Origin of the sequence: Sphingomonas sp. Leaf25 (assembly GCF_001421635.1) — a bacterium.
Taxonomy (GTDB): Bacteria; Pseudomonadota; Alphaproteobacteria; order Sphingomonadales; family Sphingomonadaceae; genus Sphingomonas.
Genome location: NZ_LMKU01000030.1, coordinates 173,366 through 192,332 on the forward strand (window position 1 = coordinate 173,366; position 18,967 = coordinate 192,332).

The following is an 18,967-nucleotide window of genomic DNA, read 5'->3' on the forward strand; positions in this document are numbered from 1 at the left end:
ATTGCATCGGCCATGGCGCTTCATACCCCTCCGCTCGACCCGAACCGCAACTGCTGGCGGATCGAGCAGGCCACCCGCGCGACCGTACTGGTCGATGCCGACAATTATTTCGCCGCCGCCCGCGCCGCGATGCTGAAGGCCAGGAAACAGATTCTGCTGATCGGCTGGGATTTCGACGCGCGCATCCGCTTCAAGACCGATCCGGCGAGCGAAGGCCCTGAAAAGGTTGGCGAATTCATAAGCTGGCTGGTCCGCCGGACACCGGGGCTTCAAGTCCATATCCTGCGATGGGACACCGGCGCGATCAAGACGCTGTTCCACGGCCGCACCCTGCTGCGCCTCGCCAAATGGATCAAGGACCCACAGGTCCACCTCCGGCTCGACGGGCATCATCCGGTCGCCGGATCGCATCACCAGAAGGTGGTGGTGATCGACGACGACGTCGCCTTCTGCGGCGGCATCGACATGACCGTCGACCGGTGGGACACGCGCGAGCATATCGATGACGATCCCCGCCGGATCGAACCCGACGGCACCCCCTACAAGCCGTGGCACGACGTCACCACCGCCCTGGAAGGGCCGATCGCCGCTGCGCTCGGCGACATGTGCCGCGCCCGCTGGCAGGTATCGGGCGGCGAGGAACTGCCCCGGCCGACCGATGCCGGTGGCTGCTGGCCCGACGGACTCGAACCCGACTTCACCGATGTCGAGGTCGCGATTGCCCGCACCATCCCCGAGATGGCCGAACAGGTGCCCGTCCACGAGATCGAGGCGCTCTACCTCGACCTGATCGCCCGCGCCGAACGTTTCATCTATGCCGAGAGCCAGTATTTCGCCTCGCGCAAGGTCGCTGAGGCGATCGCCCGGCGGCTCGACGAGGCCGATGGCCCCGAAGTCGTGATCGTCAATCCGACCACCGCCGAAGGCTGGCTGGAGCCGATCGCGATGGATTCGGCGCGCGCCCGGATCTTCCAGGCGCTCAAGGAACGCGACCGGCACGACCGGCTGCGGCTCTATCATCCCTTCACCGCCGGCGGCACGGCGATCTACGTCCATGCCAAGGTGACGGTGATCGACGACCAGTTGCTGCGCGTCGGCTCGTCCAACTTCAACAACCGTTCGCTCCGGCTCGACACCGAATGCGACGTGACGATCGACGCGACCCGCAGCGCCAACGCCGACGAACGCAGCACCATCGCCGGCATCCGCGATTCGCTGCTGGCCGAACATCTCGACGTGACCTGTCAGGTGGTACAGGACACGCTGGCGTGCACGAACTCGCTGATCGCGACGATAGAGGAACTGCGTGGGGACGGCCGCTCGCTGCGTCCCTATGAGATTCCCGACCTCAACGGCGTCATGGAATGGCTGGCCGACAACAAGGTCCTCGATCCCGAAGGTCCCGAGGAGATGTTCGAGGCATTCTCGACCCGCAAGCCGCTGCTGCGCCGGCTGGCGAAGCACCGCCCGCATCTCCACCGCGCCGACGACACCCTGTCCCCGGTGGTAACGGCGGTCGCGGTCGGCGGCGTGGTGGCCGGCGGCACGCTGGTCGGCATGATGTTGTGGCAGGCGTGGCGCAGGCGCGATACCGGTCAACCATCATAACAATGGCGGAGTGAGAGACATGCTGGCGTGGATCGTGGCGGGGCTTGCGTGGACCATGGCGGCGACGTCTTTGCCGGTCATCCAGCCCCATGTTCCGCAGCGAACGGTGCAGATCGTTACCGGCGCGGCGCTGATGGGCTTTCTGCTGCTCTGCCTGCAATGGTGGCACGCCGATTTCGCGGCGACGGAATGGAACGACAGCGCGTTCGCGATACAGGTGCTCGGACTTGCCGCCGACTCCTGCATCCGCTCCGCCACGCGGCGATCGAAGGCCGATCTGTCGGCCTGAACGATCGCGGACGATGCGGAAGTACGGGGAGCCGCCGGCTCCCCGTACCGACCCGGACTTAGTTGCTGTCCGAGTTGTCGTCGTCGACCGCGATGTACACGCCGCCGGCGACGATCGCCGCTGCGAGCAGCAGGAACACGATGCCGCCGCCGGCCAGCTTGTTCGATGCCTTCTGCGGCGCGCTCGCGCGGACCGACTTGGCGACCGACAGGGCCGACGCGTTCTGGGCGTTGGCGGCGATCGGGGCGGCGACCAGCGCAGTTGCAGCAAGCGCGGTGAGGAACTTCGAAACCATGGCATTATCTCCCTTGCCTCGGCCCGACGCCACGACGTGTGGCGTCGAATACCGACCAACAGGACGATAACGGGTTCCATTGACGGGACAATGGAATTGCCGGGAATCCGCCGGAATGGATGCGGTTGCGCACCGATTGTAGCTTTGCTGCAACGCACGGAGCGGTTCGGGGACCATAGTCGCACCAAAACTTGCTGCACATGCACAATGATCGAGACGCCACCCGCCGCACGAAACCCGCTGGCACCCGCGACCTCCGCGCGCTAGAGGCGCTGGCCATGACCCAGATCACGCCCGAGATCGTCGCCGAACACGGCCTGAGCCCCGAAGAATATGAGCGCGTGCTCCATGCCATGGGGCGCGAGCCGAACCTCACCGAACTCGGCATCTTCTCGGTCATGTGGTCGGAACATTGCAGCTATAAATCCAGCCGCATCCACCTGAAGAAGCTGCCGACGACCGGGCGGCAGGTCATCTGCGGCCCGGGCGAGAACGCCGGCGTCATCGACATCGGCGACGGACAGGCGGCGATCTTCAAGATGGAGAGCCACAACCACCCGTCGTACATCGAACCCTATCAGGGGGCGGCGACCGGCGTCGGCGGCATCCTGCGCGACGTGTTCACGATGGGCGCGCGCCCGATCGCGAACCTCAACGCGCTGCGCTTCGGCCGGCCCGATCATCCCAAGATGCGCCACCTGATCGCGGGCGTGGTCCACGGCATCGGCGGCTATGGCAATTGCGTCGGCGTGCCGACCGTCGGCGGCGAGGTGAACTTCCACCCGGCCTATGACGGCAACATCCTCGTCAACGCGATGACCGTCGGCATCGCCGATACGGACAAAATCTTCTATTCGGCTGCCAGCGGCATCGGCAATCCGATCGTCTATGTCGGTTCCAAGACCGGACGCGACGGCATCCACGGCGCGACCATGGCCTCGGCCGATTTCGGCGAGGATGCCGAGGAAAAGCGCCCGACCGTGCAGGTCGGCGATCCCTTCACCGAAAAGCTGCTGATCGAGGCGTGCCTCGAACTGATGGCGTCGGACGCGATCGTCGCGATCCAGGACATGGGCGCGGCCGGCCTCACCTCCTCGTCGGTTGAAATGGCGTCGAAGGGCGGGGTCGGCATCGAATTGGTCATGGACGACGTGCCGCAACGCGAGCGCGGCATGACCCCGTACGAGATGATGCTGTCGGAAAGCCAGGAGCGGATGCTCATGGTGCTGAAACCCGGCCGCGAGGATTTCGCCAAGGCGATCTTCGACAAATGGGAACTGGACTTCGCGGTCATCGGCCATGTCACCGACACCGGCCGCATGGTGCTGAAATGGCAGGGCGATGTGGTGGCGGACATTCCGCTGGGGCCGCTTGCCGACGACGCACCGCTCTACGACCGGCCGCATGTGCCAACGCCAAAGCCCGCCGAACTGACCGACGTGCCCGAATCCACCGATCCGGCCGCCGATCTGCTGAAGCTGATGGGATCGCCCGACATCGCCAGCCGCCGCTGGATCTGGGAACAGTATGACCACATGGTCGGCGCCGACACGGTGCAGCGCCCCGGCGGCGACGCGGCGGTGGTGCGGGTGCATGGCACGTCCAAGGCGCTGGCGATGACCACCGACTGCACCCCGCGCTATTGCTTCGCCGATCCGGTCGAGGGCGGGAAACAGGCGATCGCCGAGGCGTATCGCAACCTTACCGCGGTCGGCGCGACGCCGCTGGCCGTCACCAACTGCCTCAACTTCGCCAACCCGCAGCGCCCCGAAATCATGGGCCAGATCGTCGGCTGCCTCGACGGGATGAGCGAGGCGTGTCGCGCGCTCGACTTCCCTATCGTGTCGGGCAATGTCTCGCTCTACAATGAATCGAAGGCGACCGGCGGTGGCTCGGCGATCCTGCCGACCCCGGCGATCGGCGGCGTCGGGCTGTTGGCGGATTGGGAAAAGTCGGCGACGATCGCGTTCAAGCAGACCGGCGACATCATCCTGCGCGTCGGCGACCGCACCGGCCCGCTCGGCCAGTCGCTGTGGCTGCGCGAACTGCACGGCCGTGAGGAAGGCCCGCCACCGCCGGTCGACCTCGATGGCGAGCGCCGCACCGGCGGCTATATCCGCCAGGCGATCCTGTCGGGTCAGATCACCGCATGCCATGACGTGTCCGACGGCGGCGTCGCGGTAACGGTCGCGGAAATGGCACTCGCCGGGAACGTCGGTGCGATCCTCGACCGCAAGCTGCCGTTCGACGACATCGCCCGCTCGCTGTTCGCCGAGGATCAGGGCGTCTATATCGTCACCGTCCACGACCATGCGCTGCTTGGCTTCCTGCAGGGCGCGGAAAAGGCCGGGGTCGATGCCGAGCCGATCGGCCGGACCATCGGCAGCCGGATCATCTTCGAACTGGCCGACGGCGATTTCGCGGTATTGCTCGCCGATCTGCGCACCGCGCACGAGGGCTTCTTCCCGGCGCTCATGGGTGCAGACGCCGCCCTTGCCTGACCTTCCCCCCGCGCAGCGTATCGCCACGCTCGATACGGTGCGCGGGGTGGCGGTGATGGGGATCGTGTTCCTCAACATCGTGTCGTTCGCGATGCCGGAGGCGGCGTATCTTTCGCCGCGCGCCTATGGACTGGACGGGCCGGCGGATCGCTGGACCTATTATGCGGTATTCGTCGCGTTCGACGGCAAGATGCGCGGGCTGTTCTCGTTCCTGTTCGGCGGCTCGCTGCTGCTGATCGCCGATCGTGCCGGGGACAATGCGGCACCGGTCCATTACCGGCGCATGGCGTGGCTGCTGGTGCTGGGGCTGGCCCATGCCGTGCTGCTGTGGTCGGGCGACATCCTCGTCCACTATGCGCTGATCGGGTCGGTTGCCTTCCTGTTCCGCCATCATGAACCGTGGCGGCTGGTCGCGTTCGGCGTGACGCTGAGCGTCGTCGACCTGCTGCTCATGGGATCGATACCGCTGTCGTATCTGACGATGACAGCGGCCCATACCGCGCAGGCCGCCGCCAGCCTTCGCGAGTTTGAGGAAGGCTTCGGCGTGCCCGATCCGACCACGATCGCCGCGCAACTGGCGCTGTTCCGCGGCGGGTTCGGCGGCATCGTCGCGCATAATCTGAACCAACTGGCGATCAACCTGTCGAACACCGTCCTCATCGGATGCGAAACCCTTGCGTACATGGTGTTCGGCATGGCCGCGCTGCGATCGGGCATGCTGACCGGCGCGTGGTCGCAGCGGCGCTACCTCGGCTGGGCCATCGCCGGTATCGGCCTCGGCGGTGGCGGCTATGCGCTGATCGCGGCATGGATGGCGTCGCGCGACCTCGACACGCTGGCGATCGCGGCGGGGCCGCTGGTGCTGGCGATCGTGCCCCGCGCGATCATGATCGCCGGCTGGGCGGCCGTCCTCGTCCTGCTCGGCCGGGCACAGCGACCATTGGCACGGCGGCTGGCCGATGTCGGGCGGATGGCGCTCAGCAACTATCTCGCGACCAGCATCGTGATGTGCTTCCTGTTCTACGGCTGGGGGCTGGGCCTGTTCGGACGCTTTTCGCGTGCGGGTCTCTATCCGTTCGTCGCGGTGATGTGCCTCGCCATGCTGCTCTGGTCGCCGTGGTGGCTGTCACGCTTTCGCTATGGCCCGTTCGAGTGGCTGTGGCGGTCGTTGTCGCGGTGGCAGGTGCAACCGATACGGATCACCACCTGCTGAAACTTGCGATTGAAACGCAATAAGTGTTGCGACCGATTTGCACTAGCGCTATCAAGCCCCTGTCCAGAGCGAGGGGTCGATCATGGTCGTGTGCGTCTGCAATGCCATTCGGGAACGTGATGTCCGCCACGCGGCGCGCTGTGGTGCGAACACCACCTGCCAGGCCTATCGCGCGCTCGGCTGCCAGGCGAAATGCGGCCAGTGCGTCCCGTTCGCGCGAGCCATTATCGATTCGGAACGCGCGGCTGCGTAGCGTTCGCAACCGCCCAAAGTCGCGGATTTCCGCCGATTTTTGGCTGTCACATTGCCGGCGATGCGCGTAGAACGATACCGATCATCAGATAAGGGACGGTATCCGTGAAGGGCGACGCCAAGGTCATCGAATTTCTTAACGAGGCGCTCAGGAACGAGCTTACGGCGGTCAACCAATATTGGTTGCACTATCGCCTGCTCGACCATTGGGGCGTCTACAAGCTCGCCCAGTTCGAACGGCATGAATCGATCGACGAGATGAAGCACGCCGACCGTCTGGCGGAGCGCATCCTGTTTCTCGACGGTCTGCCCAATTTCCAGCTTCTGGGCCGCCTGCGTGTCGGTGAGACGGTCGAGGAAGTGCTCAAGGCCGATCTCGCGATCGAGGTCGAGGCGGTGGCGCAGTTGCGTGAAGCCGTCGCCTATTGCGAAAGCGTGCGCGACTTCGTCAGCCGCGACCTGTTCGCCGAAATCCTCATGAACGAGGAAGAGCATGTCGACACGCTGGAAACCCAGTTCGAGATGATCGAACGCATGGGCATCCACAACTATATCCAGCTCAACTCGAAGTCGGAATACGACAAGATGGAAGGCTGAGGATTATCCCCGACCATATCCTGGGGATGCGGTCGGGTCCCTACCCGGTCAGATGACGGCGACGCGCCGTCCGAAACCGGCGGGCCGGCGCGTGGCGAGCGGGTTGCTGGTCCGCTCCAGCACCGCCAGCGTTGCATCGAACAACGGGCGAAGCCGGGCGACATGCTCCAGTGCCTCGGACGGATCGTCGTGCGTCTCGACGCAGCTTCGCGCGATCGTCTCGATCCCTTCGGCAATATCCGCCAGCGTTTCCGCGCCGAACTGGCGCGACTCGCCCTTCAACGTGTGCGCCGGCAACACCATCGCCGCCGCATTCGAATCGCGCATCGCCGATTCGATCGCCGAAACCGATTTCACGCCATCTTCGCGGAAATAGCCGAGAATGCGGACGAAGTTGCCGCCAAGCTCGGCGCGCGCGGCCGCAAGCGCCCCCGCATCGATCAGCCCCTGCTCCATCACGCCTGCCCTTGCCACCCGTTATGGCCCCGCACGAAGACCCACCCGAAAGCTACCGGAACCCCGGTAAACAAAGGGTTACAATCAGGCGATCAGCAACCCCGCCAGCGCCGCCGACATCAGATTGGCAAGGCTGCCCGCGATCAGCGCGCGGATGCCGAGCCGGGCGATCATCGGCCGCTGATTGGGGGCCAGACTGCCCGTCACCGCCATCTGGATCGCGATCGACGAGAAATTGGCGAAACCGCACAGCGCGAACGTGACGATCGCAATCGTCCGCGCCGACAGCGCGCTGCCCGCTTCACCGAGCGAGATATAGGCGACGAACTCGTTCAGCACGACCTTCTGCCCGAACAACCCGCCGGCGATGCCTGCCTCGCTCCACGGCACGTTCAGCAGGAACATGACCGGCGCGAACACATAGCCGAGCAGCCGCTGGAAGCTCAGATCGGCGACCCCGAACCAATTGCCCACCCCGCCGAGCAGCCCGTTGGCGAGCGCGACCAGCGCGACGAACGCCAGCACCATCGCGCCGACCGCGACCGCCAGCTTGACGCCGGTCTGCGCGCCCTGCGCCGCCGCCATGATGAGGTTCGCCGGACGCTCCTCGTCATGCGTCGCCTCGGCGAGCGCAATCGCCTCGGCCTCGCGGTCGTCGCCCAGCGGCAGTTCGCCGGCGGGCGGCTCGGGCGTGTCGGGCATGATGATCTTGGCCATCAATATGCCGCCAGGGGCCGCCATGAAGCTGGCGGCCAGCAGGAAATCGATGCGGATGCCCATCGAGGCATAGGCGGCGAGGATCGTCCCCGCCACGCCGGCCATGCCGCTGGTCATCACCGTGAACAACTGTGCCGGGGTGAGGCCCGACAGATAGGGGCGGATGACGAGCGGCGATTCGCTCTGGCCGACGAAGATGTTGGCGGCGGCGCACAGCGATTCGACCTTGCTGACGCCGATCACCTTTTCGATGCCGCCGCCGATCCAGCGCACCACCAACTGCATGATGCCGAGATAATAGAGGATCGACACCAGCGAGGCGAAGAAGATGATGACCGGCAGCGCGGCGATGGCGAAGCTGGTGCCGCCGATCTCGGGTCGGGCCAGCGGCCCGAACAGGAAGGTGGTGCCGGCATTGGCATAGCCCAGCAGATTGGCGACCCCGCCCGACAGGAAGCCGAGCACGCCCTTGCCCCATGGCGTATAGAGCACCAGCACGGCGATCCCGGCCTGAAGCGCAAAGGCCGACCCCACGACGCGCGGCCGGATCGCCCGGCGGTTGGTGGACAGCGCGACGGCGATCGTGAGAATCACGACGATGCCGGCGACGCCGATGAGAAACCGTGTCATGTGAAGCTGAACTACCCTACCCCGCCGCCCGCCTCCGCGGGACGGCCCAAACCAGCGTGACATGCCATGGCACGTCCACGGACGCCAGCCGAGACAAACGCTTTTGCATATGGGCGATTTGGGCGATAGCAGGGGCCATGACGACACCCTCCTCCGCCCCTGCGACCATCAACATGCCGCGGTCGCTGTTCCTGCTCTCGATCTTCTACGGCGGCATGGTGTGCATCGCCGGAGTGCTGGGCAACAAGCAGGTCGCGATCGGGCCGCTGGCGGTGGAGGCGGGCATCTTTGCTTTCCTGCTGCTGGTCGCGGTGTCGAGCGCGGTGGCGGAACTGCATGGCCGTTCGGTCGCCAACCGGCTGGTGCAGTTCGGATTCATACCGCTCGTCACCTCGATCGTGCTGCTGCTGGTCGTGCTGGCGGTCCCGCCGTCGGAATCGATGGAGCCCGAGCGGCTGGCGGCGTTCGACCTGATGATGCGCGCCACGCCGCGCATCTGGGGGGCGGGTATCCTCGCCTATGGCATCTCGCAGACGCTGAACGTCACGATCTTCGACTGGCTGAAGCGTGGGCAAGGCAAGCTGCTGTGGCTGCGCGCGGCGATCGCCAGCGTGCTGTCGCAGATCGTCGATACGCTGATCTTCATCTCGGTTGCCTTCTATGGCGTGTTCCCGATCGGCGAGTTGGTGGTCGGGCAGATGCTGGCCAAGGTCGTTCTGTCGATCGTGCTGGTGCCGCCGCTGATCTATGCGTTCGTCGGCCTGGGGCGGTGGCTCGATCGGGTTCGGTAGGAATAGGGATTCGGTTTCACGCGGAGGCGCGGAGACGCGGAGAAGTTGCGCCTGCCGCGATAGCGGCTCTCTGATTGCCGATACAGCGAAGCGAGAGGCTTCGCCGAACAGGCCGAACTCTCCCGGTCCAAGCCCTCTCTGCGTCTCTGCGCCTCTGCGCGAAAATTCACTTCCCTTCTTCACTCCGCGTCTCCGCGCGAACCCAACTTCTTCCCTCGCCCGCGATAGGCCGCTAAAGGCGCGGCCATGACGAACGCTCCCGACCCCCGCATGCTCGCCAAGGCGGAAACGCTGACCGAGGCGCTGCCCTATCTGCAACGCTATGCGGGCCGCACGTTCGTGGTGAAATATGGCGGGCACGCGATGGGCGACCCCGAACTGGCGCGCGATTTCGCCGAGGACGTCGTGCTGCTCAAGGCCGTCGGCATCAACCCGGTCGTCGTCCATGGCGGCGGGCCGCAGATCGGCGCGATGCTTAAGCGGCTCGGCGTCGAATCGCGCTTCGTCGATGGCCTGCGCGTCACCGACGCCGCCACCGCCGAGGTCGCGGAAATGGTGCTGGCCGGCAAGATCAACAAGGAAATCGTCGCGTGGATCGCGCAGGCGGGCGGCAAGGCAGTCGGCATTTCGGGCAAGGACGCGCAGCTCGTCACCGCCGAAAAGGTCAACCGCAGCGAGCCGGACCGGACGCAGGGCATCGAGCGCCATGTCGATCTGGGCTTTGTCGGCACGCCCAGCAATGTCGACCCGACGATCCTCCACAGCCTCGCGCGCGACGGCTTCATCCCGGTCGTAGCCCCGGTGGCACTGGGCGCGGACGGCCATACCTACAACATCAACGCCGACACCATGGCGGGCGCGATCGCGAGCGCGATGGGGGCGTCGCGCTTCTTCCTGCTGACCGATGTCGCGGGCGTGCTCGACAAGCAGGGCGAGCTGCTGCGCGACCTCGACCCCGCCCGCATCGCCGCGTTGCAGGCCGACGGGACGATCAAGGGCGGCATGATCCCCAAGGTCGAGACGTGCGTCGATGCGGTGGCCAAGGGCGTCGACGCGGCGGTCATCCTCGACGGGCGGGTGCCGCACGGGATGCTGCTCGAAATCTTTACCGAACAGGGCGCAGGCACGCTGGTTCGCGCCTGAGGCTTGGAGTGCTGCCCCGCACGCTCTATAGTCAGGCCGTCATTCGAAAGGTGCTGCGTTGAACGTCTTGCTCGAAATCGTCCAGGTGCTCCTGAACATCCTGTGGTGGATCATCATCGTTCAGGCGATCCTGTCGATCCTGCTGTCGTTCAACGTCATCAACACGCAGAACGACGTGGTCCGTCAGCTCTACAGTGGTCTGGTGACGCTGACCGAGCCGATCTATCGCCCGATCCGGCGCATCCTCCCCGACTTCGGGGCAATGGATTTCGCGCCGTTCGTGGTGCTGATCCTGATCCAGATCGTCGATCGCATCATCATTCCAGCAATCGCGCGCAATACGGTGGGGATGTTCATCTAGAGTGGTTTCCGACCAGATTGAACCATCGTCATCGCCCTGCGGGCGACCGCGTGCGCGGCGGGCCGGTTTCGATCCGGGGCTGCGTTGCTCGTTGGTCACGATGCTTCAGCATCGCGCCCTCCTCGCGCCTTGCCCCGAACCGAAACCGGCTCCGTGATGATGATCCAATCTGATCGGAAACCACTCTAACCGCGCGACGGGCTGACGAAGACCGCCTCGATCGGCAGGTCAAACAGTTCGGCGATGCGGAAGGCGAGTGGGAGCGACGGGTCGTAGCGGCCCGTCTCGACCGCGTTGACGCTCTGGCGCGAGACGTCGAGCCGTTCGGCCAGATGCTGTTGCGACCAGCCCCGCTCGGCGCGCAGTGTTTTGAGATGGTTGTTCATTCCGCCGGGCTCGTCAGCCGGTCGTGCAGCGCCATCGCGCATTGGGTGATGCCCATCGCCCCGCACCAGAAGGGAAAGGCGAGGAAGGTCGGGGGATGGCCGACCATGCCGTTGTTTTCTAGGAAGCCCCACACCGTCGTCGCGGCGAGCAGGATGCCGGTGCCGCCGAGCATCGCCATGACGAGGCGGTTGCGGACGAACTCGTCGCGTTCCTCGCGCAGATACAGCCCCATGACGATGATGACGCCGACCAGCGGGATGGCGGGCAGCACCGACATGGCCCCGAGCGTCGCGCCGGCGAGATCGCCGTGCCGCTGCGCCGCGCTGACCCCGATCAGGATCATCGCATAGCTGACCATCAACGGCATGAACCGGCGCAGGTAGCGCCGCTGTGCGAGATTGCGTCGTTCCATGATGAGCGTCCTCCACTGTGTGAAGGACGCTTTACATGACAAGTTCGCTTTACGTCAAGTGTCCTTTACCTCGTCGGTACCGGTTCCGCGCCGCTATAGTCGTAGAAGCCGCGCTTGACTTTGCGGCCGTACCAGCCGGCCTCGACATATTTCACCAGCAGCGGTGCGGGACGGAATTTGGGATCGCCCGTACCCTCGAACAGCACGCGGGTGATTTCCAGACAGGTGTCGAGGCCGATGAAGTCGGCCAGCGTGAACGGCCCCATCGGATGGTTCAGTCCCAACTGGCAGGCGGCGTCGATGTCGGCGATCGTCGCCACGCCCTCCCCCAGCGCGAAACAGGCTTCGTTGAGCATTGGCATCAACACGCGATTGACGATGAAGCCGGGCGCGTCGTTGGCGTGGACGATGCGCTTGTTCAGGCTCTGGCCGAACGCCTCGACCGCCGCGACGGTCGCGTCGCTGGTGGCCAGCCCACGGATCAGTTCGATCAGGCCCATCACCGGCACGGGATTGAAAAAATGCACGCCCACGAAACGCGCCGGATCGGGCGAGGCCTGTGCCAGCCGGGTGATCGGGATCGACGAGGTGTTGCTGGCGAGGATCGCGGTGTCGGACAGCGCCTTGCCGACGGTCTCGAAAATCTGGCGCTTGATCGCTTCCCGTTCGGTCGCGGCCTCGATCACCAGATCGCACGGGGCCATGGCGGCGAGATCGCCGATCGGCGTGATCCGCTCGAGCGCGGCGTCGGCGTCCGCCTGGGTCAGTTTTTCCTTCGATACCGCGCGGGCGAGCTGCTTCGCGATGCCGTCCTTGCCCGCCTGCGCGCGGTCGACCGATACGTCGGACAGCAACACGGCATAGCCCGCCTGTGCCGATACCTGCGCGATGCCCGCGCCCATCTGTCCCGCGCCGATCACTCCAACCGTCTGCATATGCTACCTCTCTCGACTATTCTGCCCTGTCGCCCGCGATAGCGGGTTTGCGTGGTTCGTCCATGGCGGTAACGCATCGGCCATGCGCGCGCTCCTGTCCCTGCTCCTCGCCCTGCCCCTCCTCGCCTGCGGCGGTTCGACCGATCGCGACCCCGGCGGGAACGGCGCCACCCCCGCCCCGGCGGCATCCTCGCCCGCCACGGTCGCCGATAGCCGGACCGCACCGGCGCCGGGCGGACTCAAGACCTTCACCGACTGGACGGTGGGATGCGACAATGGCGCCACCTGTCAGGCGAACGCATTGATGAACGAGGATGCCCCGGCACCGCCGGTGCTGTTGTCGATCGAGCGGGCGGCCGGGCCGGACGGGGCGATCCGGGTGCGGGTACAGAGCGAGGGCGAACCGCGCCTGCCGCTGACGATCACGGTCGATGACGTGGCGGTGGTGCGCGGCGGCGCGCGGGCGGGCGAGTTCACGCAGTGGACCGGCGCGCCGGCGGCGACGATCGCCCGCGTGATCGCGGGCGGACGATCAGCGGCGATCACCGGTGGCGACGGGCGGGCGATCGGCACGCTGTCGCTGACCGGGGCGTCGGCGGCGCTGCGCTGGGCGGATGCGCAGCAGGGTCGCGCCGGCACGACCGGGGCGCTGGTCGCCAAGGGGAACCGCCCCGACGACCGGGCGGCCCCGGCGCTGTCGGTGGTGCTGGCCCCGACAATTCGGGGCGAGGCGGCGCTGCTCGACCCGCAGTTGGTCAAGGCGATGCGGCTGAACGCGAAGTGCGAGGGCGAGGACCTGCCCGACGTCACCACCAAGGCACTGGGCGGGGGGCGGACGCTGGCGCTGGTGCCCTGCCTGACCGGGGCGTATAATATCGTCACGGCGGTATTCGTGGTCGCGGCGGGCAAGGCGGTACCGGCGGCGTTCGATACGCCGACGGTGTTCGACGGCGAGTCGCTGGGGCTGGCGGCGAACGTGCCGTTCCTCATCAACGTCGATTTCACCGACGACGTACTGTCGAGCGATGCCAAGGGGCGTGGGCTGGGCGATTGCGGGATCGGCCAGCGCTTCGCATGGGACGGGGCACGGTTCCGCCTGATCGAGCGGCGCGAGATGGAGGAATGCCGCGGGAGCATCGACTTCATCCGCACGTGGACGGTACAGGTGGTGCGGTGAGGGTTGCGCTTTTGCGCGTCCGGTAACGGTTTTACGGTTGTGGCATGGTAAATCCCGGCCTTCGCCGGGACGACGATGCATCCCTTGCGTCAGGGCGCGATGGGCAAGGGGCGGGCTTCGGCGAGGATCACGCAGAAAGCACCGTCGGTGCCGCACCATTGCTGGCGGGGAGTCCAGCCGCCGGCGCGCAGCAGCAGGCGGGCGTCACGGTCGCTGTATTTGTGGCTGTTTTCGGTATGGATCGTCTCGCCCGCCGTCATCGACAGGTCGTGGCCGTCGATGGTGAAGCGGATGTCGCGCACCGCCTTCAGGTGCATTTCGATGCGCGCGGCATCGTCGTTCCAGCGGGCTTCGTGGACGAAGGCGTCGATCGGCACATTGCCATTCAGTTCGCGGTTGATGCGCTCCAGCAGGTTCAGGTTGAACGCGGCGGTGACGCCGGCGGCATCGTCATAGGCAGCGGTGAGGACGGCGGTGTCCTTAATCCGGTCGATACCGATCAGCAGCAGCGCCCCCTCACCCAGCCAGTCGCGCATCGCCGCCAGCAACGTGGTCGCGGCTTGCGGCTCCATGTTGCCGATCGTCGATCCGGGAAAGAAGCCTAGCTTGGGCATATCCGCCACTTCGGCAGGCAGCGGCACCGGCTTCATGAAATCAGCCTCGACCGGCAGCACCGGCAGGCCGGGGAACTGCTTCGCCAGCGTGGCGGACGAGCTGCGCAGGAAATCACCCGAAATATCGATCGGGACATACGCCGCCGGTTCGATGCAGTTGAGCACGATCGGCGTCTTGACCGACGATCCCGAGCCGAATTCAACCACCGCGACCCCATCCCCCACCGCGCCGACCAGTTCGGGGCAGATGGTGTGAAGGATCGCGGTTTCGGCGCGCGTCGGATAGTATTCGGGAAGTGCGGTGATCTCCTCGAACAGTTCGGAGCCGCGCCGGTCGTAGAACCAGCGCGCCGGAATCGCCTTTTGCGGCAAGCGCAGCCCGGCGAGCACGTCGGCGCGGAACGCGGGGTCGGCGCGGCTCGCCATCGGCGCTTCGTCGGTCAGCAGCATCACAAATCCTTGGCGAGCCGGACGCCGGTGAATTGCCAGCGTTGGTGGGGATAGAAGAAGTTGCGGTAGCAGGTGCGGGCATGGCCGCGCGGGGTGGCGCACGACGATCCGCGCAGCACGAACTGGCCGCTCATGAACTTGCCGTTATACTCGCCGACCGCGCCTTCGACCGCGCGGAAGCGGGGATAGGGACGGTATGCGCTGCCGGTCCATTGCCACACGTCGCCGAAGAAGGCGGGGCCGTGCGCGGCGGGGCGCGGTTCGACCGGGCCGGCGGCGTCGAGCTGGTTGCCGCCCGCCGGATCATGGGACGCGGCATGCGCCTCCCATTCGAATTCGGTCGGCAGGCGCGCGCCGGCCCAACTCGCATAGGCGTCGGCCTCGAAGAAGCTGACATGGGTGACGGGCGCGGCAGGATCGATCACGCGGCGCCCGTCGAGGCCGAAGCGGGTCCAGACGTCGCCGCGCCGCTCCCAGTAGAGCGGCGCGGCGATGCGGTTGGCCTGCACCCATGCCCAGCCGTCGGCGAGCCACAGCTTCGGGGTCGTGTACCCGCCATCGGCGATGAACGCGTCCCATTCGCCGTTGGTGACGGTGCGATCGGCAATGGCATGGGGGTGGAGCAGCGTATCATGGCGCGGGCTTTCGCAATCGAACGCGAAGCCTTCGCCGCAATGCCCGGCCTGCACGATGCCGCCGGGGTGTTCGATCCAGCCGATCGGTGGCGGGACCGCGACCGGACGCTTGGGTTCGGGGGCGAACATCGCCGGTTCGAGCGGGTTTTCGCTGAAATGATGGAGGATGTCGGTCAGCAACAATTCCTGATGCTGTTCCTCGTGATGGCATCCCAGGGCCACCAGTTCGAGCGCGGCGGGCGGCAGATCGGGCAAGGCAGCGATCAGTGCGGCGTCGACGGCGGCACGATAGCCGCGCACTTCGTCCAATGACGGGCGGGTAATCATGCCGCGCCGGGCGCGGGCGTGGCGACGCCCCTCCGCCTCGTAATAGCTGTTGAACAGGAACGGGAACCGGTCGTCGTACAGTGTGTAACCGGGCACATGGTCGCGCAGGACGAAGGTTTCGAAGAACCAAGTGGTGTGCGCCAGATGCCATTTTACCGGCGAAGCATCGTCCATCGACTGGACGCTGGCATCGGCATCGGACAGCGGCGTGGCGAGTGAGTCGGTAAGCGCGCGGACGGCGCGGAACCGATCGGTGAGCCATAGACATGGCGCAGTGGCGGGGGCCGGTATCGACTGCATTCCGGCCTGCTCCCGCTACTATGGCCGAGGGCGCTCCCCCCCAGGCACCCATAAAACGTCCGATGTGCCGTTTTTGTTCAGCTTTCTGGCCAACACGAACAGGAAATCAGACAAGCGATTGAGATAGGCCAATAAATCTGGGTTGAGCCGCGCGATATGATCGGCGGCGACCGCCGAGCGTTCAGCGCGGCGGACGATGGCGCGGGCGAGGTGCAGCGCGGCGGCAGCACCCGTCCCGCCGGGCAGGATGAACGAGGTGAGCGGCGTGAGGTCGGCGTTGACCCGGTCGATCGCCGCCTCGATCGCCGTCACCTGACCGGGGACGATGCGCAGCGCACCGTCGATGCCGGCGGGGGTGGCAAGGTCCGCTCCCACGTCGAACAGGTCGTTCTGGATCGTCAGCAAGGTCGCCATGGCGGGATCGTCGCCCAATGCGACGATGGCGAGGCCGAGCGCCGAATTGGCTTCATCGACATCGCCCATCGCCTGCACCACGGCGGCATCCTTCGCCACGCGCGATCCGTCGACAAGGCAGGTCGTCCCCGCATCGCCGGTACGGGTGTAGATCCGGTTGAGCTTGACCATCAGGTGCGGCCGGCGACGAACAGCAGCACGACGACGATCAGGATCGCGATCGCCTGAAACAGCACGCGGGCCTGCATCATCTTGTTCGATTTGATGGCGTGTTCGCTCGGCCCCTCGCCGCGCACCTCGGCGCTCCCTTGCGCAAGGAACGACACGATGCCGCGGACGAGCGCGACGACGACCGCGATCATCGCCGCGATCAGCAACAGGACGAGGAAGGTGTTCATGGACCTGAAGCTAGGGACTTGTGGTGCCGATGCCAAGCGGTAGCCGGCCAGCACGCAGATCGTCGGCCAGTGCCGGTCCGTCGACGCCGCCCGCGCGCAGCAGCGCCAGCGCGGACGCGCCGCTGCGCTTGGCAAGGCGCTGGCCATCGGGGCCGGTCAGCAGCCGGTGGTGGCGCCATGTCGGGACCGGCAGGTCGAGCAGCGCCTGCAACAGCCGGTGGATGTGGGTAGCGTGGAACAGATCAACCCCCCGCACGACGTGGGTGATCTCTTGCGCGGCATCGTCCACGGTGACGGCGAGGTGATAGCTGGTGCCGGCGTCCTTGCGCGCGAGGACAACGTCGCCCGAGGCGAGCGGATCGGCGGCGATCGTGCCGGCGATCTCGTCGGTCCATGTCAGCGGACCGGCGATCGCCACCGCGCGGGCCATGTCGATCCGCCATGCGTGCGGGCGGGCGAGCAGCGCGGGGTTGCGGGGCAGCGCGCGGCAGGTGCCGGGGTAGCGCACCCCGTCCGCGCCGTGCGGGGCCGACGCACTGTCGGCGACCTCGCGGGCGATGTCGGCGCGGGTGCAGAAACACGGGTAGAGCAGGCCTTGCGCGCGCAGCCGGTCGAGGGCGGCGGCATACTGCGCCATCCGCTGCGACTGGAACACCACCTCGCCGTCCCTTGCCAGCCCGAGCCAGTCGAGGTCGACAAGGATGCTCGCGACATGCTCGGGGCGGCTGCGGCCGGTGTCAATATCCTCGATCCGCAGCAGGAAACGGCCGCCCGACGTCCGCGCGCGATCATGCGATTCGATCGCGGCGAGCGCGTGGCCAAGGTGGAGCGGCCCGGTGGGGCTGGGGGCGAAGCGGGTGACGACGCCACCGGTTTGACTCATGGGGTCGCGCCGTGCTGTCATGCCAGCGTAATCGATGCCGATCATATCGGCTGCGACCTTTACGCGAGGGGGACTTCATGTACCATCCCGATCGCCTCCGCCATCCCGATGGCTGTCCCGCGCTGGTGCTCAACGCGGACTATACGCCATTGAGCTATTACCCGTTGAGCGTCTGGCCGTGGCAGACGGCGGTAAAGGCGGTGTTCCTCGACCGCGTCGACATCGTGGCGGAATATGAGCGCGAAGTGCGCAGCGCGTCCGCCAGCATCAAGCTGCCGTCGGTGATCGCGCTCAAGCAATATGTCCGGCCATCGGCGTTTCCGGCGTTCACCCGCTTCAACCTGTTCCTGCGCGACCGGTTCAGTTGCCAATATTGCGGGGCGGCGCACGACCTGACGTTCGATCACGTCATCCCGCGCGCGCAGGGCGGCCGCACGACATGGGAAAATGTCGCGACGGCATGCGCGCCATGCAACCTGCGCAAAGGCGGGCGCACGCCCAAGCAGGCAGCGATGCCGCTGTACGTCGCGCCGATCCGCCCGACGAGCTGGCAGTTGCAGGAACAGGGCCGCCGCTTTCCACCGGGACATTTGCACGACACGTGGCACGACTGGCTATACTGGGACGTCGAACTGGAGGCCTGAGCGGGACGACTGGATCGCGCCGCTGCCACCCGGCGTCATCCCAGCCTGCGCTGGAATGACGTCTGGTTCGGCGTAGCGCTTATTAGCCCTTCGAGGTCAGCGGCGGGGTCTGCTGGTGCTGAACGACGGTCCAGACGCCGTGCTCGATCCAGCGATAGGTCGAGGTGCAATAGGCGAGATACGCCTCGCCGCCCTTGTGCGCTTCCGCCTTGTAGGCGACGACGATCAGCCCTTCCTGCGGGCGGGCGACCTGGCGGTCGGTCAGCGACACCTTGTCCCAGCGCGGGGTGTTCTTCACCGCCTCAATGGCCTGTGCGCCGGTAAAGACGAACGGCGGGGTGGGCAGCACCATGAGGCATTCGTCGTCGACCGACTCCTCGTAATGCGCCGCATCGGCAGTCCACAGGCTTTCCTCGAAGCTCCAGATGCGATCGTCGTCCATGGTCGCTTGTCTCCAGTGATTGTGGAGGGCCCAGCGCGTGGCAGCACCCGGCGGTTCCGGCAAGGGTGCGCGGCGGACGGTTCGGCCCGCCGCAAC

At 66.4% G+C, this 18,967-nt stretch carries 23 protein-coding genes; 11 read left to right on the forward strand and 12 right to left on the reverse strand.

Annotated features, from left to right (window positions below):
* Positions 1-12: 12 nt before the first annotated feature.
* Together ASE78_RS14675 and ASE78_RS14680 are read left to right on the forward strand one after the other, a co-directional pair.
* Positions 13-1,608: a phospholipase D-like domain-containing protein gene (locus ASE78_RS14675; protein WP_056498073.1), complete on the forward strand. Its 1,596-nt coding sequence runs from the start codon at positions 13-15 to the stop codon at positions 1,606-1,608.
* Between the two features lie 19 nt (positions 1,609-1,627).
* Entirely contained in the window at positions 1,628-1,897 is a 270-nt protein-coding gene (locus tag ASE78_RS14680) for a hypothetical protein (RefSeq protein WP_056498074.1), read from the forward strand.
* A gap of 58 nt (positions 1,898-1,955) precedes the next feature.
* Here the strand turns inward: ASE78_RS14680 and ASE78_RS14685 are convergent, their stop codons facing one another.
* On the reverse strand, positions 1,956-2,192 hold the full coding sequence (locus ASE78_RS14685) for a hypothetical protein (protein WP_056498075.1): 237 nt from the start codon (positions 2,190-2,192) through the stop codon (positions 1,956-1,958).
* A gap of 278 nt (positions 2,193-2,470) precedes the next feature.
* On the opposite strand from ASE78_RS14685, the gene purL reads away from it, so the two are divergent.
* From purL to bfr, 4 genes are all read left to right on the forward strand, one after another.
* Positions 2,471-4,693, forward strand: a complete 2,223-nt coding sequence (gene purL / locus ASE78_RS14690; protein ID WP_056498188.1) for a phosphoribosylformylglycinamidine synthase subunit PurL — start codon at positions 2,471-2,473, stop codon at positions 4,691-4,693.
* Positions 4,686-5,906, forward strand: a complete 1,221-nt coding sequence (locus tag ASE78_RS14695) for a DUF418 domain-containing protein (protein WP_156351516.1) — start codon at positions 4,686-4,688, stop codon at positions 5,904-5,906. The genes purL and ASE78_RS14695 overlap by 8 nt, the downstream gene beginning before the upstream one ends.
* 82 nt (positions 5,907-5,988) lie before the next feature.
* On the forward strand, positions 5,989-6,159 hold the full coding sequence (locus ASE78_RS14700) for a bacterioferritin-associated ferredoxin (protein ID WP_055759032.1): 171 nt from the start codon (positions 5,989-5,991) through the stop codon (positions 6,157-6,159).
* Positions 6,160-6,263: 104 nt separating this feature from the next.
* Positions 6,264-6,755, forward strand: coding sequence for a bacterioferritin (bfr, locus tag ASE78_RS14705; protein WP_055759029.1), 492 nt, complete (start codon positions 6,264-6,266; stop codon positions 6,753-6,755).
* A gap of 48 nt (positions 6,756-6,803) precedes the next feature.
* Here bfr and ASE78_RS14710 read toward each other — a convergent pair whose 3' ends face one another.
* Both ASE78_RS14710 and ASE78_RS14715 read right to left on the reverse strand, forming a co-directional pair.
* Complete coding sequence (locus ASE78_RS14710; RefSeq protein WP_082467242.1) at positions 6,804-7,211, reverse strand: Hpt domain-containing protein; 408 nt, start codon at positions 7,209-7,211, stop codon at positions 6,804-6,806.
* Positions 7,212-7,295: 84 nt separating this feature from the next.
* Entirely contained in the window at positions 7,296-8,558 is a 1,263-nt protein-coding gene (locus ASE78_RS14715; RefSeq protein ID WP_056498077.1) for a NupC/NupG family nucleoside CNT transporter, read from the reverse strand.
* Between the two features lie 137 nt (positions 8,559-8,695).
* Here ASE78_RS14715 and ASE78_RS14720 point away from each other — a divergent pair, with 137 nt between their 5' ends.
* From ASE78_RS14720 to ASE78_RS14730, 3 genes are all read left to right on the forward strand, one after another.
* Positions 8,696-9,349, forward strand: coding sequence for a queuosine precursor transporter (locus ASE78_RS14720; protein ID WP_056498078.1), 654 nt, complete (start codon positions 8,696-8,698; stop codon positions 9,347-9,349).
* A 246-nt stretch (positions 9,350-9,595) separates the two neighbouring features.
* Positions 9,596-10,492 (forward strand): acetylglutamate kinase, encoded by an 897-nt coding sequence (gene argB / locus ASE78_RS14725; RefSeq protein WP_056498079.1) that lies wholly within the window; start codon positions 9,596-9,598, stop codon positions 10,490-10,492.
* A gap of 58 nt (positions 10,493-10,550) precedes the next feature.
* Positions 10,551-10,853, forward strand: a complete 303-nt coding sequence (locus ASE78_RS14730) for a YggT family protein (protein ID WP_055759019.1) — start codon at positions 10,551-10,553, stop codon at positions 10,851-10,853.
* Positions 10,854-11,038: 185 nt separating this feature from the next.
* Here ASE78_RS14730 and ASE78_RS14735 read toward each other — a convergent pair whose 3' ends face one another.
* From ASE78_RS14735 to ASE78_RS14745, 3 genes are all read right to left on the reverse strand, one after another.
* Positions 11,039-11,239, reverse strand: coding sequence for a helix-turn-helix transcriptional regulator (locus ASE78_RS14735; RefSeq protein ID WP_056498080.1), 201 nt, complete (start codon positions 11,237-11,239; stop codon positions 11,039-11,041).
* Positions 11,236-11,652: a hypothetical protein gene (locus tag ASE78_RS14740; RefSeq protein ID WP_056498081.1), complete on the reverse strand. Its 417-nt coding sequence runs from the start codon at positions 11,650-11,652 to the stop codon at positions 11,236-11,238. Before ASE78_RS14740 ends, ASE78_RS14735 begins: the two co-directional genes overlap by 4 nt.
* A gap of 65 nt (positions 11,653-11,717) precedes the next feature.
* Complete coding sequence (locus ASE78_RS14745; RefSeq protein ID WP_056498082.1) at positions 11,718-12,587, reverse strand: 3-hydroxyacyl-CoA dehydrogenase NAD-binding domain-containing protein; 870 nt, start codon at positions 12,585-12,587, stop codon at positions 11,718-11,720.
* Positions 12,588-12,669: 82 nt separating this feature from the next.
* Between ASE78_RS14745 and ASE78_RS14750 the strand changes: the two genes are divergently transcribed.
* Positions 12,670-13,764, forward strand: coding sequence for a DUF1176 domain-containing protein (locus tag ASE78_RS14750; protein ID WP_056498083.1), 1,095 nt, complete (start codon positions 12,670-12,672; stop codon positions 13,762-13,764).
* A gap of 89 nt (positions 13,765-13,853) precedes the next feature.
* Here the strand turns inward: ASE78_RS14750 and egtD are convergent, their stop codons facing one another.
* From egtD to gluQRS, 5 genes are read right to left on the reverse strand one after another with little or no spacing between them, the layout of a single operon-like run.
* On the reverse strand, positions 13,854-14,828 hold the full coding sequence (egtD, locus tag ASE78_RS14755) for an L-histidine N(alpha)-methyltransferase (RefSeq protein WP_056498084.1): 975 nt from the start codon (positions 14,826-14,828) through the stop codon (positions 13,854-13,856).
* Positions 14,828-16,090, reverse strand: a complete 1,263-nt coding sequence (egtB, locus tag ASE78_RS14760) for an ergothioneine biosynthesis protein EgtB (RefSeq protein WP_056498085.1) — start codon at positions 16,088-16,090, stop codon at positions 14,828-14,830. The genes egtD and egtB overlap by 1 nt, the downstream gene beginning before the upstream one ends.
* 18 nt (positions 16,091-16,108) lie before the next feature.
* Positions 16,109-16,675 (reverse strand): cob(I)yrinic acid a,c-diamide adenosyltransferase, encoded by a 567-nt coding sequence (locus ASE78_RS14765; protein WP_056498086.1) that lies wholly within the window; start codon positions 16,673-16,675, stop codon positions 16,109-16,111.
* A complete protein-coding gene (locus tag ASE78_RS14770) occupies positions 16,675-16,902 on the reverse strand; it encodes a twin transmembrane helix small protein (RefSeq protein ID WP_055758999.1) in 228 nt (75 codons plus the stop codon). Before ASE78_RS14770 ends, ASE78_RS14765 begins: the two co-directional genes overlap by 1 nt.
* 10 nt (positions 16,903-16,912) lie before the next feature.
* Positions 16,913-17,785: a tRNA glutamyl-Q(34) synthetase GluQRS gene (gene gluQRS / locus ASE78_RS14775; protein WP_056498087.1), complete on the reverse strand. Its 873-nt coding sequence runs from the start codon at positions 17,783-17,785 to the stop codon at positions 16,913-16,915.
* Positions 17,786-17,862: 77 nt separating this feature from the next.
* On the opposite strand from gluQRS, the gene ASE78_RS14780 reads away from it, so the two are divergent.
* Positions 17,863-18,429 (forward strand): HNH endonuclease, encoded by a 567-nt coding sequence (locus ASE78_RS14780; RefSeq protein WP_056498088.1) that lies wholly within the window; start codon positions 17,863-17,865, stop codon positions 18,427-18,429.
* An 82-nt stretch (positions 18,430-18,511) separates the two neighbouring features.
* Here ASE78_RS14780 and ASE78_RS14785 read toward each other — a convergent pair whose 3' ends face one another.
* A complete protein-coding gene (locus ASE78_RS14785) occupies positions 18,512-18,871 on the reverse strand; it encodes a hypothetical protein (protein WP_056498089.1) in 360 nt (119 codons plus the stop codon).
* Positions 18,872-18,967 lie beyond the last annotated feature (96 nt).